Origin of the sequence: Vibrio aquimaris, assembly GCF_009363415.1 — a bacterium.
Classification (GTDB): domain Bacteria; phylum Pseudomonadota; class Gammaproteobacteria; order Enterobacterales; family Vibrionaceae; genus Vibrio; species Vibrio aquimaris.
The window spans coordinates 2,857,492-2,873,502 of sequence record NZ_CP045350.1 but is presented as its reverse complement, the minus strand read 5'-3'; the positions used below and the strand labels follow the sequence as shown (position 1 = coordinate 2,873,502).

At 44.4% G+C, this 16,011-nt stretch carries 16 protein-coding genes; 11 read left to right on the top strand and 5 right to left on the bottom strand.

All coding sequences use genetic code 11. From position 1 onward, the window contains the following. Positions 1-80 precede the first annotated feature (80 nt). The 5 genes from FIV01_RS13305 to FIV01_RS13285 form a co-directional block, all read right to left on the bottom strand. Positions 81-950, bottom strand: a complete 870-nt coding sequence (locus tag FIV01_RS13305; RefSeq protein WP_114787384.1) for a phosphoribulokinase — start codon at positions 948-950, stop codon at positions 81-83. Between the two features lie 82 nt (positions 951-1,032). Next, a complete protein-coding gene (locus FIV01_RS13300; protein ID WP_152431392.1) occupies positions 1,033-1,251 on the bottom strand; it encodes a YheU family protein in 219 nt (72 codons plus the stop codon). Between the two features lie 39 nt (positions 1,252-1,290). Next, positions 1,291-2,268, bottom strand: coding sequence for a hydrolase (locus FIV01_RS13295; protein ID WP_152431391.1), 978 nt, complete (start codon positions 2,266-2,268; stop codon positions 1,291-1,293). 8 nt (positions 2,269-2,276) lie between these two features. Continuing rightward, positions 2,277-2,756, bottom strand: a complete 480-nt coding sequence (locus FIV01_RS13290; protein WP_152431390.1) for a TIGR02444 family protein — start codon at positions 2,754-2,756, stop codon at positions 2,277-2,279. Next, the gene (locus FIV01_RS13285; protein ID WP_152431389.1) at positions 2,753-4,675 is read right to left on the bottom strand and encodes an ABC transporter ATP-binding protein; all 1,923 of its coding nucleotides are present in this window, start codon (positions 4,673-4,675) and stop codon (positions 2,753-2,755) included. The genes FIV01_RS13290 and FIV01_RS13285 overlap by 4 nt, the downstream gene beginning before the upstream one ends. A 162-nt stretch (positions 4,676-4,837) precedes the next feature. Between FIV01_RS13285 and kefG the strand changes: the two genes are divergently transcribed. The 11 genes from kefG to rnr all read left to right on the top strand — a co-directional run bounded on the left by kefG (position 4,838) and on the right by rnr (position 16,001). Continuing rightward, positions 4,838-5,446: a glutathione-regulated potassium-efflux system ancillary protein KefG gene (kefG, locus tag FIV01_RS13280; protein WP_152431388.1), complete on the top strand. Its 609-nt coding sequence runs from the start codon at positions 4,838-4,840 to the stop codon at positions 5,444-5,446. After that, positions 5,436-7,232 (top strand): glutathione-regulated potassium-efflux system protein KefB, encoded by a 1,797-nt coding sequence (gene kefB / locus FIV01_RS13275; protein WP_152431387.1) that lies wholly within the window; start codon positions 5,436-5,438, stop codon positions 7,230-7,232. Before kefG ends, kefB begins: the two co-directional genes overlap by 11 nt. 76 nt (positions 7,233-7,308) lie before the next feature. Next, complete coding sequence (locus FIV01_RS13270; protein WP_152431386.1) at positions 7,309-7,503, top strand: YheV family putative zinc ribbon protein; 195 nt, start codon at positions 7,309-7,311, stop codon at positions 7,501-7,503. 94 nt (positions 7,504-7,597) lie between these two features. Beyond that, complete coding sequence (gene slyD, locus FIV01_RS13265; protein ID WP_152431385.1) at positions 7,598-8,140, top strand: peptidylprolyl isomerase; 543 nt, start codon at positions 7,598-7,600, stop codon at positions 8,138-8,140. Positions 8,141-8,248: 108 nt separating this feature from the next. Beyond that, positions 8,249-9,190, top strand: a complete 942-nt coding sequence (locus FIV01_RS13260) for an isoaspartyl peptidase/L-asparaginase family protein (RefSeq protein ID WP_152431384.1) — start codon at positions 8,249-8,251, stop codon at positions 9,188-9,190. A 133-nt stretch (positions 9,191-9,323) separates the two neighbouring features. Then, positions 9,324-10,640 (top strand): adenylosuccinate synthase, encoded by a 1,317-nt coding sequence (locus tag FIV01_RS13255; RefSeq protein WP_152431383.1) that lies wholly within the window; start codon positions 9,324-9,326, stop codon positions 10,638-10,640. 261 nt (positions 10,641-10,901) lie between these two features. Next, positions 10,902-11,540, top strand: coding sequence for a flagellar protein MotX (motX, locus tag FIV01_RS13250; protein ID WP_114787373.1), 639 nt, complete (start codon positions 10,902-10,904; stop codon positions 11,538-11,540). 148 nt (positions 11,541-11,688) lie between these two features. Beyond that, on the top strand, positions 11,689-12,021 hold the full coding sequence (locus FIV01_RS13245) for a type II toxin-antitoxin system RelE/ParE family toxin (protein ID WP_152431382.1): 333 nt from the start codon (positions 11,689-11,691) through the stop codon (positions 12,019-12,021). Continuing rightward, on the top strand, positions 12,008-12,322 hold the full coding sequence (locus FIV01_RS13240) for a helix-turn-helix domain-containing protein (protein WP_114787371.1): 315 nt from the start codon (positions 12,008-12,010) through the stop codon (positions 12,320-12,322). The genes FIV01_RS13245 and FIV01_RS13240 overlap by 14 nt, the downstream gene beginning before the upstream one ends. A 274-nt stretch (positions 12,323-12,596) precedes the next feature. Further along, positions 12,597-13,310 carry a hypothetical protein gene (locus tag FIV01_RS13235; protein WP_152431381.1) on the top strand — a complete coding sequence of 238 codons (714 nt, stop codon included), beginning with the start codon at positions 12,597-12,599 and terminating at the stop codon, positions 13,308-13,310. A 225-nt stretch (positions 13,311-13,535) separates the two neighbouring features. Next, positions 13,536-16,001: a ribonuclease R gene (gene rnr, locus FIV01_RS13230; protein WP_152431380.1), complete on the top strand. Its 2,466-nt coding sequence runs from the start codon at positions 13,536-13,538 to the stop codon at positions 15,999-16,001. Positions 16,002-16,011: the final 10 nt, after the last annotated feature.

Sequence of the window (16,011 nt, the reverse complement as noted above, 5' to 3'; positions counted from 1 at the left end):
CGCCTTCACTTGGCTATTTTGTGTACAAAAGTGTGCGCCTGATCACGCAATCAAAAGTAATCCTGTATACAAAGTAAGTCTTAACCAATTTTTCCCGTTTCTATCAACTGCTGAAGTATTGGCCTAACTATCAACTCGACGGCAAAACTCATCTTTCCACCGGGTACAACTATGGTGTTGTGACGTGACATAAATGAGCCATCTATCATTGCCAGTAGATATGGGAAGTCGACATTTTTTATTCCCCGAAGGCGGATAACAACAAAACTCTCATCAAGGCTTGGGATGCCTTTGGCGTTTAGTGGGTTTGATGTATCGACGGTAGGCACTCGCTGGAAGTTAATATGAGTGCGAGAAAACTGCGGGGTGATGTAATTAAGATAATCATCCATTGAGCGAACAATTGAGTCCATCACAGCCTCTCGTGAATGTCCTCTGTCGCGGGTGTCGCGCACGAATTTTTGAATCCATTCAAGGTTGACGATAGGCACCATGCCTATCAAAAAATCCACATGCTGCGCGACGTTAACTTCACCGTCGACAACGCCACCATGCAAGCCTTCATAAAACAGCACGTCAGAGCTTTCTGGTAGCTCTTGCCAAGGGGTAAAAGTACCGGGCATTTGATTGTAGGGAACCGCTTCGTCAAAGGTATGGAGATAACGTCGAACTTTGCCTGTACCTTCATTGCCATATTTGCGGAAAAATTCAGCTAAGGCAGGGAAGTCATTGGCTTGAGGGCCAAAATAGCTGATGTGTCGCCCCTGTTCGCGAGCTTTGCGAATTTCAACATCCATTTCGGGGCGAGTAAAGCGGTGAAAGCTATCTCCTTCAACCCAAGCTGGCTTGACCTTCATCATATTGAACATTTTGCGAAAAGCTTCAGATGTGGTGGTAGTACCTGCACCTGACGAGCCAGTAACGGCGATAACTGGATGTTTTGCTGACATGACAACCCTTGTCTATGAATAACTGTCCACTGTTGCACTTCACTATAACATGCTTTGCAAAGACAATAGTGTATGCAGTGCTTTAAAAGGAAAATTTATGCTTAAGTTGAATATCAACACTTTCATGCAGCTCAGAGAAAACCACGACAGCATCACCAGATTTAAGTTGTTGTTTTATTTGATCTATCTTGTTTTGCAATGAGGCTTCTACAGCGCCGTAATCTGTGCCTTCTCTAAGGACAAACTCTTTGATTAAATTGTCTAAAGTTTCTGGGGCAATGTCTTGCCAAGGAACGATCATAAATACCTCTTTCTTTTATGTTCGGCAATAGTAAAAGCGTTAGCTAGATGATACCAAGCTTTGATAGTAAGTAGGCAATGTCTCTTCGAGCCAAAATCTCGGCTTTATGGCACTTCCAGTTACAAAGCCAACGTGACCACCTTGCTCAGATAGTCGATAGTCTATATTGCTTGGCAGAGCGTACTTAGGGATAACCGCCTCTGTCATAAAGGGGTCGTCTTTCGCATGTATGATTTGCAAAGGAAGACGAATATCTTGGAGTTTGTGAATGGCAGAGCAACGCTGATAATAGTCATCAGCACCTTTAAATCCATGCAAAGGCGCCGTAATTAAATCATCAAATTGATACAGTTTGGTTACGCGTTTGATGCTTTGATAGGAAACATCTAATTCTCCCTTGATTAAGTGATGCTTTTGCAGTGCGCTTTTTTTCAAAGAAGAGAGTAAATAGGTTTTGTAGATTTTAGAAAGGCCTTGTTCAATGCGCGCGGAGCATGCCGAGAGATCCAGTGGTGCTGAAACAATTGTGGCTGCTTCGAGCAAGGGATCCTGATTATATTGTGCGAGGTAGTTTGCCAGCATGTTACCACCAAGCGATATGCCAACAGCAATCTTTCTTTGATTGGGAAACTGGCGGTCAATATGTTCGAGAAAAAAACGCGCATCTTCTATCTCACCGGAGTGATAACTGCGAGCATTATGGTTGGGCTCGCCGCTACAGCCACGAAAATGCATCATTACCGCTAGCCAGCCATGCTGGGCAAAAGCGTGCATTAAGCCATTGGCATAAGGGCTATAGAAACAGCCTTCTAGACCATGAAAGAGAATAAAAACAGGCTTTTTCTGGGCTTGTTCTGCGTGCCAGTCTTCACTCCATGCTAGGTCGAGAAAGTCGTTATCCTGGGTTTCTAGCCTTTGCCATATGGGCTCAAATAACGCTTTTTTGCGGATAAAGCGCGGCGCCAATGTTTGCAGGTGCGGATTGGATAAACCTCTAGCAGCAGTAAAATGGGTCATAATACTTCCTATTTGGGCACCACTTCTTCAATTGGTTGAGCAAAAGCTTGATGTAAGTGCTCTCCTCCAAGTTGACGGCAGTATCTTAAGGTCAGTGGTTCACCTTGATTGTGCAATAACGTGATACTGTTGATGCAATCAACAAGATCAGATTGTTGCTGCTTTTCAAGTTGTAGCTCGAATTGAAGTGACTCTCGATATAAGGTTTCGGGAACGTGTGATTTGAGCTTACGGCGTAAATCTCGGTAGCTGTGGAGTAAGGCCTCAGAACGTCCCAGACATTCTTCTACTCTATGCCAGTCTTCATCTAGGAACGCTGCTTGCTGCTCGTCTAGCCACTTAAGGAGCAGCAAAAGGTTAACATTACCCTTAAACTGATTTTGTAAATTAAGGCACGCATCTTTGACTTCTCGGACGCCATAATATTGCAAGCTAAATTGCCACAGGCGTTCTAAGGTTAGGGACACAGATACGTGCTTCGAGTTCATTGGTGATTAAACTCCTGTTCCATTTGTTCAAGTTCTTCTTGGTGTGCCATCCATTCTAATTCTACTTCTTCAAGCTCAATTTTCGCTTGGCTTTGCGCTGCTAACACCCCGTTAAGTTTAGCTTTATTTTCTGACTCATACAGTGAGTTATCAGACAATTGCAATTCTGCTTGGCTAAGTGTGGAGTTTAAACTGTCCATCTTAGTTTCCAGTTTGGCTATTGCTTTGCGAATCGGCGCGGTTTGTTTGCGTAACTCTGCTTCGCGGCGCTTTTGCTCTTTTTTAGCGGCGGCACTGTTTGTGGCGCTTTTTTCAGTTGGTGTAGGCTGGGCTTCACGGCGCTCTGCTTTTTGTTGATCAGTGAGCCATTTATAGTACTGATCTAGGTCGCCATCAAAAGGTGCGACTTGCTTGTTGTGAACCAAGTAGAGATCATCAGTGGTGGCTCGCAGTAGATAGCGGTCATGCGAAACGATAACCATAGCGCCTTCAAAGGTTTGCAGGGCAAGTGTTAGTGCTTGTCTCATATCAAGGTCTAGGTGGTTAGTCGGCTCATCGAGTAGCAATAAGTTTGGCTTTTGCCAGACGATCAGTGCTAGAACAAGGCGTGCTTTTTCTCCGCCAGAAAAGGGCGCCACTTTATCTAGTGCTTTTTCACCTTGAAAACCAAAGCTGCCAAGATAGTTTCTTAGCTCCAGTTCATTTTTATCTGGTGCGATTTGCATCATATGCTGAAGCGGTGTTTCCTCTGGATGTAGAGTTTCCAGCTGGTGCTGCGCGAAATAACCGATTTTGACGCCTTGGGAGTAGGTTAGTTCACCCGCCTGACTTTTTAGCTCGCCAGAGAGCAATTTAATCAGAGTTGATTTACCTGCACCATTTCGCCCGAGCAAACCAATACGACTGCCAGGTACAAGGTTGAGGCGAATTTTCTCTAAAATTAGACTGTCACCATAACCTGCCGATACTTGGTCCATCATAATAATCGGATTTGGCAGAGCATCGGGCTTTCGAAACTCGAAGCTAAACGGATTGTCAAACTGTGCAGGTAATACTTTTTCCATTCGCTCTAGAGCTTTAATTCGGCTTTGTGCTTGGCGAGCTTTTGAGGCTTTATATCGGAATCGATCGATATAACTTTGCATGTGCGCCATTTGTTTTTGCTGTTTCTGATACTGAGCCTGTTGGAGAAGTAGCTTCTGCGCGCGCTGGTCTTCAAATGATGAGTAGTTCCCTGTGTATTCGTTCATCTGCTGATTTTCAACATGTATGATGCGCCCAACCACAGGATCGAGAAAATCACGGTCGTGAGAGATTAAGATCAGGGTACCAGGATAATTTTGTAGCCAACGCTCTAGCCACATCACAGCATCTAAATCTAAGTGATTGGTTGGCTCATCCAGGAGTAATAAGTCGGAGCGACAAAGTAGCGCTTGAGCGAGGTTTAAGCGCATCCGCCAACCACCAGAGAACTGAGTGAGGTTCCAATTCATTTGCTGTTGGGAAAAGCCAAGACCGTCAAGCAGTTCAGCGGCGCGAGCTTTTATGCTATAGCCGCCAATGGTTTCGATCTTTCCATGCAGCTCAGCAACCAAGGTGCCATTGTCTTTTTGCTCTGCAGCGGTTAGTTCAGCTTCAAGGCGGCGATACTCGCGATCACCATCAATAACATAGTCCAGTGCTTGGCGCTCTAATGCTGGTGTTTCCTGTGCGACCCACGCCATCTCCCAATACGAAGGGCAGTTGAAGTTACCCGCGTCTATGGACAGTTCATTTTTGATCAAGGCAAACAGGGTGGATTTGCCGCAGCCATTTTTACCCACTAAGCCGACTTTATCGCCCGGGTGTATGGTTGCTGAGGTGTTATCCAGTAGGGCTTTACCGCCACGCAGGAGCTGGATGTCAGAAAAGGTAATCATAGTTTATGCTTTATTATTTAATATTTCTCTTATCGCGTCGAATAGTAGGTGGAATGAGATAAAATGTCGATCATTGCGTTATGCTTAACAACAACGTATAACAAACTCATACAGATAAAAAACCTCTTATGTCTTGAAAACAGAAGGATGACTGCTTAAAACATGGCGGTAGATGATTTAACCAACGAACCTCCTAAAGTTGCAAAAGTACTGGTGATTTATGCACATCCAGAGTCACGCAGTTCAGTTGCAAATCAAGTCATGGTCAAAAAGATCGCGTCGTTAGAACATGTGACGGTACGAGATCTCTATGCCTATTATCCTGACTTCTTTATCGATGTTGATGCCGAGCAGCGGCTTCTTCTAGAACATGATGTGATTGTATTTCAGCATCCACTTTATATGTATTCTTGCCCAGCGCTTCTCAAAGAATGGATGGATAGAGTGCTAGCCAAAGGGTTTGCTTATGGTAAGGGGGAAGCACTCAAAGGTAAGTATTGGCGTAGCATTATTACCACAGGGGGAAACGAGGAAGCTTTCTGTAGTGAAGGTTATAACCGATATCCTTTGTCAGAAATACTCCAGCCGTTTGAATTGTCTGCAGCCTTGTGCCAGATGCATTGGATAGAGCCTTTAGTTCTTTATTGGGCACGAAATATCACTGAAATGGATCGCTATCAACATGCGGAGAACTACCGCCGTTGGTTGCTCCATGTCACGACAGATTTTGCGACTAGCCTCAATGTAGAAGGAGATCCGTTTGGCACTTGAAAGTGATTTCTTACAAAGCAGTGTGATTTTTTTAACCGCAGCTGTCATTGCAGTGCCGCTTGCCCAGCGGCTAGGGCTTGGTTCTGTACTTGGCTACCTACTGGCTGGTGTAGTGATTGGCCCTTGGGGGTTAAGCTTAATCAGTGATGTTGAAGCTATTTTGCATTTTGCCGAGTTTGGCGTAGTACTGCTGCTGTTTTTGATTGGTTTAGAACTTAACCCCAAAAAGCTACTGCAGATGAAGGGGCCTATTTTGGGACTGGGCGGGGCGCAAGTTGTCATCACTACAGCTGCGCTGGGCGTTGTGGCGTATTTTTGCGGCCTTAGTTGGCAAACAAGTTTAGTAATAGGAATGGGGCTTGCGCTGTCTTCCACGGCAATCGCTTTAAAAGTGATAGAAGAGCAAGGGCTTGCCGGTAGTGAAACGGGGCAATCTGGTTTTGCTGTTCTCTTGTTTCAAGATATTGCCGTTATTCCAATGCTTGCCCTGCTTCCGATACTGGCGGGTAACACGGCTGGTAATTGGTCCGATGCCATCTGGATGTTGTGCGGTGTTATAGGTCTGCTTGTCGGAGGCCATTTTCTCCTAAGGCCTTTATTTCGCTATGTGGTTTTAAGTGGTGTACGTGAGCTATTTACAGTCGCGGCATTATTGCTAGTGATTGGTATTGCTTTGTTGATGAAGCATCTTGGTCTGTCGATGGCTTTGGGTACTTTCCTTGCTGGCGTGCTGCTGGCTGAGAGTGAGTATCGTCATGAATTAGAAATTGCTATTGAACCTTTTAAAGGCCTATTACTCGGTCTTTTCTTTATCGCAGTAGGAATGGCAGTAAATCTGGGCTTGCTGGCTCTTGAGCCTCTTAATGTACTAGGGGCGGTAATTGGTTTAGTTGTTATCAAGGGATTGATTCTTTACTTCTTGGCCAGATTGTCAGGTGGCCGGCCCAAAGTACGCAGCAAAATGGCGGCGATTTTAAGTCAAGGTGGTGAGTTTGCCTTTGTTATCTTCACCGCAGCGAGTAAAGAAGGATTAATCGCCCCAGAGCAAAATGCCTTTTTGCTGGTGGTGGTGAGTTTATCTATGGTGACGACACCGCTTCTTTTGATGGCGCAAAGCAAGTGGTATGCGCGAGGGTTAAACTTTGACGAGTCAGGGTTAAAGCGTAGTGATGTTGTTAATCGTCAGCCACGGGTAATTATTGCTGGTTTTGGCCGTTTTGGTCAGATTATCGGCCGTTTAATGTATGCCAACAAAATCCGAGTCACTGTATTAGAAAGTGATGCTAGCCAGATTCACTTATTGAGAAAATACGGGTATAAAGTGTTTTATGGCGATGCTACCCAGCTTGATTTATTAAGGGCCGCTGGGGCAAGTAAGGCTGAAGCCATGGTGATATGTACCGACTCGCCAGAAGAGATCATGAAAATTGTCGAGTTATGTAAGTACCACTTTCCGCATCTTAAGCTGTTTGCCCGTGCACGAAGTCGTGTCGAAGCGTATCAGCTTATGAGTCACGGAGTAGAAAATTATTCCCGTGAAACCTTCTTGGGCGCGTTAGATCTTGGCCGCCAAGCATTGGTGGAGCTTGGAATGCACCCTTATCAAGCCAAACGAGCGGAAGCGCATTTCAAAAAACTTGATCACGGCATGTTGAAAGAGTTGCTTCCTCAGCATCACGAAGACAAACAATTGGCGATGAGAGCCAAAGAAGCCCGCAAAGAACTGGAAGAAATCTTTGGTCGGGAAATGGAAAAAGATCAACAATCAAAGAACTTTTGGGATTAACTCCAAACCCTGTTTACCTTCTATGCGTAAAAGTATCGTCAGAGGGATCCATGGGTGATGTATTGGAATGAACACAATGAAAAAAAGATTTATCGCAGGTGCTAGCTGTCCTAAATGTTCTCAGCAAGATACTTTGCGTTGGTGGATAGAAAATAATATCGAGCTGGTTGAGTGTGTTGAGTGTGAATATCAAGAACAACGTAAGCCTCAAGCTGTGGAAAAAACTGAACATGCGAAACAAGAGATGATCGGGATTTTTAAGCCGGATTAATTGAGTTTCTGTAATTGTTCCCCATAATAGCGGCATAGAAAACAGTAAATCGGAGCAATAGTTTGCTCCGTTTCTTTATCTCCTTGGAGTCATTATGAAAATTGAAAAAAATGTAGTTGTCAGCCTAGCTTACCAAGTCAAGCTAGAGGATGGTGTGGTTGTTGATCAATCGACAACAGAAGCGCCACTGGATTACTTGCACGGCAACAACAACCTGATCACAGGTCTTGAAACGGCTCTGGAAGGTAAGGAAGCTGGCGCTCAGTTTTCAGTGACTGTCTCGCCTGAAGAAGCGTACGGAGAGCATAATGATGCGCTTGTACAACGTGTGCCTGCCAATGTGTTCCAAGGTGTAGAGCAAATTGAAGTAGGCATGCGCTTTTTAGCTGATACTGATCAAGGTCCGATTCCAGTAGAAGTAACAGAAGTCGATGGTGACGAAGTTGTGGTGGATGGTAACCATATGCTTGCAGGCCAAACTCTTACGTTTGATGTGGAAGTGGTGTCTGTACGTGAAGCAACTGCGGAAGAAATCGAGCATGGTCATGTTCACCAAGCAGATGGTAGCTGCGGTAGTCACGATCACGGTGATGATCACGATGACTGCTGTGGCAGTGGTAGCTGCAGCTCGCACTAATAGAATAAAGCTGCCCATTAAGGTTGTAACAAAGCGCAAGTTTAAGAGATTAACTTGCGCTTTTTGTTTGTCTGGAGAATTAACCCTATCAGCATGCAGGAGCAAGACGTGAGTAAACCATTTTCAATTGCCATCCATGGCGGTGCAGGCACCATTTTGCGTGAGCAAATGAGTAAGGATCTAAATGAAGAAATTCGTCGTGATTTAGAAAAGTCAGCTCGGGCAGGCCATGAGATACTAGCTCATGGTGGTGATGCTATGGATGCGGTAGTAGCAGCGGTTAAAGTACTCGAAGATTCAGAGCATTTTAATGCAGGGCGCGGCTCTGTTTTGACTCATAAAGAAATGGTAGAGATGGATGCTTCGGTCATGCATGGTGAAGACGCTAAAGTTGGCGCAGTGGCAGGTGTACGCCATATTCGAAACCCGGTGGAATTAGCTCGCGACGTCATGGAGCATAGTCCTCATGTATTACTGATTGGCGATGGGGCTGAAGAGTTTGCTTTTGGGCTGCAACATACCTACACAGAACAGGATTATTTCGTCACCGATCGTCGCTACGATCAATTGCAATCCATGAAAGAGAAGGGATTATTTGCGCTATCAGAGTCTAAATACCCTGATGATAGTAAACATGGTACGGTCGGCGCTGTGGCCTTTGATCAGCAAGGCAACCTTGCGGCAGCGACCAGTACTGGCGGGATCACCAATAAGCAATATGGCCGCGTAGGAGATTCGGCGATTATTGGTGCAGGCACTTATGCACAAAATGGTAATCTGGCTGTCTCAGCCACAGGCATGGGTGAATATTTTATTCGCAAAACAGTGGCCAGTGACATTGCAGCGCGAATGCGCTATTTGAAAGAAAATGTTCAGCAGGCTTGTGAAGCGGTTATCCATGGTGAATTAAAAGCCATGGGTGGAGAAGGCGGCGTCATCGCTATAAACGGCGATGGGGAAATACATTTTTCTATGAATACCAGTGGTATGTATCGTGCCAGTATCGGCCTTGATGGGCGTTTAATGGTTAAGATTTACGCCGACGAGTAAGCCTTAAATTGAGTTTAAATTCAAACTACACAGTCGCTTAGCCAAGGATGGCTTGCTCATGATTAAAAAATGACTGCAACAAATGTAATTCGGTGCTAGAATCCATTTTTAACTAGCAATCAGACTTGGAAAGATGGGAAATAACGTAGTCGTTCTGGGCACCCAATGGGGTGACGAAGGTAAAGGTAAAATCGTAGACCTTTTAACTGAAGATGCAAAATACGTGGTTCGCTACCAAGGCGGTCACAACGCAGGTCACACTCTTGTCATTGACGGTGAAAAAACCGTTCTTCACTTAATTCCATCAGGTATTCTTCGCGATAACGTCAAATGTGTTATCGGTAATGGTGTCGTACTATCACCAGAAGCACTGTTGAAAGAAATGAAACCTCTTGAAGAGCGCGGCATTCCAGTTCGTGAACGTCTTTTCGTTTCTGAAGCTTGTCCTCTAATTCTTCCTTACCATATTGCTATCGATAACGCGCGTGAAATTGCGCGTGGTAAAAAAGCAATTGGTACAACGGGTCGTGGTATCGGTCCTGCTTATGAAGACAAAGTCGCTCGTCGTGGTTTGCGTGTTGGCGATCTTTTCGATAAAGAAGTCTTTGCTGAGAAACTAAAAGAAGTCATGGAATTTCATAACTTCCAGCTTGAGCATTTCTACAAAGCAGAAACGGTTAGCTATGAAGCGGTTCTTGAGCAGTGCATGGGCTATGCTGAGCTTCTCACTTCCATGGTTATGGACGTGACTGATGAGCTGGATGCAGCTCGTAAGCGCGGTGACAAGATCATGTTCGAGGGTGCTCAAGGTACGCTTCTTGATATCGACCACGGTACATACCCATATGTAACCTCATCTAACACTACCGCTGGTGGTGTAGCCGCAGGTTCTGGTTTTGGCCCACGCCATATTGGTTATATTCTAGGTATCACTAAAGCTTATTGTACTCGTGTTGGTTCAGGTCCATTCCCAACTGAGCTATACGATGGTCAAGACAAACAAGATCCTGTAGGCAAACACTTAGGCGATGTTGGTCATGAGTTTGGTGCTACGACAGGTCGTTTGCGTCGTACTGGTTGGTTTGATGCTGTGGCTATGCGCCGCGCTATCCAAATCAACTCGTTAACTGGTATGTGCTTAACCAAGTTAGATGTTCTTGATGGTCTAAAAGAGATCAAGATCTGTACTGGTTACAAGATGAAAGATGGTACTGTTCTAGAAGTATCACCAATGGCGGCTGAATCTTTTGAAGCAGCGACGCCAATCTACGAAACCATGCCTGGTTGGTCTGAAACTACTTTTGGCGCTAAGTCTCTAGAAGCGCTACCACAAGCCGCTTTGGATTACATTAAACGTATCGAAGAGCTTACGGGTGTACCCGTAGATATCATTTCTACCGGTCCAGATCGTAACGAAACCATCATCAAGGTTCATCCTTACCAAGCGTAAGTTTGCTTTGTATGAAGAGTGAGAAAAACCAGCACTAGAGTGCTGGTTTTTTTATGTCTGGTGGTTAAGCCTATACTTAACTATTAAGGTGGCAATTTTTTGCCAGTCATCGGCAATTTTGATTAAAGACTTAGCTGCCGAGGTCGATAAAGAATTCAAGATGGTGAAATGCAGGCCAATCTTGAGTTCATAAGGCGTGATATTACGCCACTGCCTTGATTAGGCAGATAAACACATTATCGAAGTCAAAGAGTGCAGACGATGAAGCTAAGAAAGTTAGCTGCTTCGATGGTATTACTGTTTGGGGCTTCTGCGGCTGTTGCCGATGAGTTTACCGATATTGGTGAACCGATACCCATTTATACCGAAGCTGAACTAATAAAACTAATTAACGAAAATAAGCATCTAGAGCAAGTTAAGGCCGATAATTGTCAGATTGTTGAAGATATCGTTGCTCGGGCGACTCGGATAAGTTTGCCCTCGTACGAATTCTTATATGGTGACATGCTGGCGTGGGGTGTTTGTGTTGAGCAAGACGTTGAGCTTGGGCTTTATTATATCGAAAACGCCGCTCATCAAGGTCTGCCTGCGGCACTAGAGCAGCTTGGGCGTTATTACTCGCGGGGCACCTTGGTGCAACAAGATAAAGAACGTGCTATTCCTTACCTGCGGGAAGCCGCCGCCATGGGTAACTTAAAAGCCAGAATTCACCTAGCTGAATTGCTGCTGCGAGACTATGGCAGCCCGCTAGACTACGAAGATGCTTATCGATGGCTCTACGCATCTGTTACCGCTGATCAACGCACCCACAAACGGATCTCGATTTTGCGCCAAGGGCTTGAACGCCGTATGCCGCAAAATATTATTGCCAGAGCGAAGAAACGCGAAACCTCTTGGTAACGTCCAGTTATATTTCATCCTGACTGCACTCAGGTTTGACTCAGACAAAATCACCCACACGGGTGATTTTTTCATATGGTATGTAGAAAAAGATTAGCTAGGCGATAGGCTATTTGTTATCTATACGTAATTCACGTATAATTTTTGTATGAAAAGTGTTTTTGTCGAATCCAGCATATTTGAAAAGTATCGCAGCCAATACCTCAGCGATGAAGAGTTTAGACTCTTCCAAGCAGAGATAATGTCTAACCCTAAACAAGGGGATGTCATTCAAGGAACGGGTGGTTTACGAAAAATTAGAGTTGCAAGTAAAGGTAAGGGGAAACGAGGCGGCTCTCGTATTATTTACTATTTTTTAGATGAACAACGACGCTTTTATTTGCTCACCATATATGGCAAAAATGAAGTGTCTGATTTGACAGCAGAGCAAAAGAAACAGCTTAAGGCTTTTATGGAGGCATGGCGCAATGAACAATCGTGATTTATTTGCAGAGTTAAGCTCTGCTCTTTCTGAAGCCAAACAGCATTCAGAAGGTAAGCTAACACTAAAGACCTATCAAGTTGATGATATTAATGAACTAAATATTTCACCTGAAGAGATTTTGAGTCTTCGAGAGCAGTTTAATATGTCTCGCGGTGTATTTGCTCGGCTCTTGCACACTTCATCTCGCACGCTAGAAAGCTGGGAACAAGGCCGAAGTGCACCAAATGGACAAGCGGTAACGCTGCTTAAATTGGTCCAACGCTATCCCGAAACCTTGTCGCAAATCGCTGAGCTTTAGTGGTGGTTCTTACGAATTCCTTATGCTGGTGGTGTTGTCGCCTATCTACTTTTTTGCGCACTGGCGGTTGTCATTTTTATGTGACTTTAAATGTGAACCTAGGATATTTCTATGAGAAGGTCTATTTTGTAATGGTCCGAATGAACTAAAGTCCTTGTGCATTAATATTAACCTTCACTTTTAAATCTTTGATATGTATAGATTAAGTTCTGATAAGTGTAGATAAGTTTATGAGGATATTTATACAACAATATAAGATAGAGAGGTTCTCTATATGTTGTCCCAAACACGTAAAAATATCCGCGTTGAAAGAACTCTGAATGAAGAAGCAGGGACTATTCATCTAAAATATTTTTATAAGCGAAAGCAATTACCAGCCTTCATATTAGATTCGAAGTTATCCGAGCAGTTAGCAGGTTATTCTTTGATTGAAAAAGATCTAGAAACGGTTCTTGGTTGGTTAAAATCTATAGATACATTTCTACCTTCTGAAGAAAAGGACAAGTCCAGAGTTTTACATGGCACTGATCGAGAAGTTTGGAATTTGGTTAAGTCTCTATTTGTATCTTCGTTAACATTCTATGCCAAATGTTTCACCAATTGCCCAGGAAGGCGAGCACGTCTAAACCGTAAAATGTTTACTGAAGAGTATAGAGTTGTTCATGACCAAGTAATGCTATATCGCAATAGCTTTGCTGCACATTCAGGACATGAGAAATTTGAATTGGCAAAGTCGATACTAATTGTGAACCCAGCGAAAAACTATGAGCTGACTATCTCACAAGAGAGAGCTCAGCCGGATTATATAGCACAATACGAAGACATTAGTTTTCATGATCTTATTCATCATGTTCTCGAAACAGTTAGAGAGAAGCAGGACAAAGTGCATAATAGAATTGTTGAGGAAATATTAGCTGATGCTGAGTGTTACATTGAAATGTGTAAGAACCCAAAGGGTTTAGTTGTGCAACTTAATAATGGAGTCTGATACTCTGGGCTGTTTCCTAGTACCTATTAATTGATAAATAGCTTATAAAGCTGATCTGTTGTAGAAGCGTATTTTTTACTCGTACTTTAAAAAAACCAGACCTACCCACCTTAAACAATGAAAATAGCCTAACAATTTGGCATTTTGACCTAACACTTCTGTAGCTTAGTAATTGAGTCGGATATACTAGCTTTAAATACCTTCCTTGTAGAATTAGGCCTGCCTATGTCAGAACACACCCCAAACGACCCTTTTGCTGAACGCGAATCCGAGAAATACGACAATCCTGTCCCCAGTCGTGAGTTTATTCTTGAGTTTCTCGAGCAAGCGGGTGTGCCGTTCAATCGCAATGACTTGTTTGAAGCCCTGCATTTGAAGGGTGAAGATCAGTATGAAGGCTTACGTCGCAGATTAAGGGCGATGGAAAGAGATGGTCAGCTAGTGTTTACCCGCCGTCAGTGTTATGCCGTGCCAGAAAAGCTGGAGATGATTAAAGGTTATGTTATTGGCCACAAAGATGGTCATGGCTGGGTGCGTCCCGAAGGCAGTATAGGCAAAGAAGGGGATGTGTTACTGCCTCATCATCAAATGAAAAACCTGCTTCACGGTGATTTTGTCTTAGTGCAACCAACACAGAATTCGAAAAAAGGCAAAAAAGAAGGCCGTTTGGTGCGGGTGCTGGAAGAAAGGCAAGGGCAAATCGTTGGTCGCTTCTTTATGGAATATGGGTACTCTTATGTGGTGCCGGATGATTCAAGGCTAAGCCAAGACATTCTTATTCCTAATGAGCTGCGTGCTGGAGCGAGAATGGGTAATGTGGTGGTGATTGAAATTACCGACCGCGATTCTCGTACGCGTGGCATGATGGGCAAAGTGGTGGAAGTGCTGGGCGAGAACATGGCGCCAGGTATGGAAACACAAATTGCCATTCGTACCCACCAAATCCCTCATGAGTGGCCTGAAGAAGTCGATGCGCAAATCGAGGGTCTAGGTGAAGAGGTGCCTGAAGAAGCCAAACAAGGGCGGGTTGATTTGCGTGAATTGCCTTTAGTGACTATCGATGGTGAAGATGCACGAGATTTTGATGATGCTGTTTACTGTGAGGCAAAAAAAAGTGGCGGTTGGCGTCTTTGGGTAGCAATTGCCGATGTCAGCTATTACGTGCGTCCAGATTCTGCGTTAGACAAAGAAGCCATTAATCGTGGTAACTCAGTGTATTTCCCTTCTCAAGTTGTGCCCATGTTGCCAGAAGTGCTGTCTAATGGTCTTTGCTCGCTCAACCCTCAGGTGGATCGCCTGTGCATGGTGTGTGAGATGACAGTATCTGAATCGGGTAAGTTATCAGGTTATACGCATTATGAAGCCGTGATGAATTCACATGCGCGCCTGACGTACAATAAGGTCCATCATATTCTTGAAGGTGATGAAGAGCTGCGCCAGCGCTATGAGCCTTTGGTGCCTCATCTTGAAGAGCTGCACAAGATGTATAAGGTGCTTAAACGAGCACGCGATCATCGCGGTGCGATTGAATTTGAAACGGTTGAAACCAAATTTATCTTTAATGCTGAGCGCAAGATAGACAGTATCGAGCCTGTAGTGCGTAATGATGCGCACAAAATCATTGAAGAGTGTATGATTTTGGCCAACATTGCCTCGGCATCTTTGGTTGAAAAAGCTAAGGAGCCGGCTTTGTATCGGATCCACGAATCGCCCGGAGAAGAGCGTTTAATGGGCTTTCGCGACTTTTTAAGTGAACTAGGTCTCGATCTGAAAGGCGGTCTTGAGCCTTCACCAACTGATTATGCAGATCTGGTGCGTCAAATTGGTGAGCGTCAAGATAAAGAGCTGATCCAAACCATGCTGCTGCGTTCGATGAAGCAAGCCGTTTATAATGCCGATAATTGTGGACACTTTGGTCTAGCGCTTAAGCGTTATGCTCACTTTACCTCGCCGATTCGCCGTTATCCGGATCTCTTGTTGCATCGGGCGATAAAATATCTTATCGCCAAAGAAAATGGCACATTAAAAGATCGCTGGACGCCAACTGGTGGCTATCACTATTCGTTCGATGATATGGATTTTTACGGTGAGCAGTGCTCAATGACAGAGCGCCGCGCTGATGATGCAACCCGAGAGGTAGCGGATTGGCTCAAATGTGAGTACATGCAAGATCATGTGGGTGAAGAGTTAGACGGTGTTATTGCTAATGTAACCGGATTTGGCTTCTTTGTTCGTTTGACCGAGCTGCATATTGATGGTTTGGTGCATATTTCAACGCTTGCCAATGATTACTATCAATTTGATCCAATAGGTCAAAGGCTTATTGGTGAGAGTTTTGGTGCGATTTATCGTCTTGGCGATGCGGTCAAAGTGAAAGTATTGTCAGTCAATCTAGATGATAGGCAAATAGACTTTGAATTAGTTGAAACAAGTCGTAAGCTACGCGGCAAAGGAAAAACGGCGAAGAAGCGTGCAGCAGAAGCGCAGCAAAAAGCTAAAGCGAAAAAAAATGCTGCGGCAAACGGCAGGCGTAGTGTAGGAAAAGCCAAACCTTTAGTTGAAGCAACTAAACGGCCAGATGACGATGAGCATCAAGGCAAAGGTAAAAAAGCGTCGAAAAAGCCCTCTAATCAGGCAAATAAGAAAAAGCCACGTAAGAAAGCCAAGAAGGCACGGGCTAAGAAACACTAATCGGATAAGT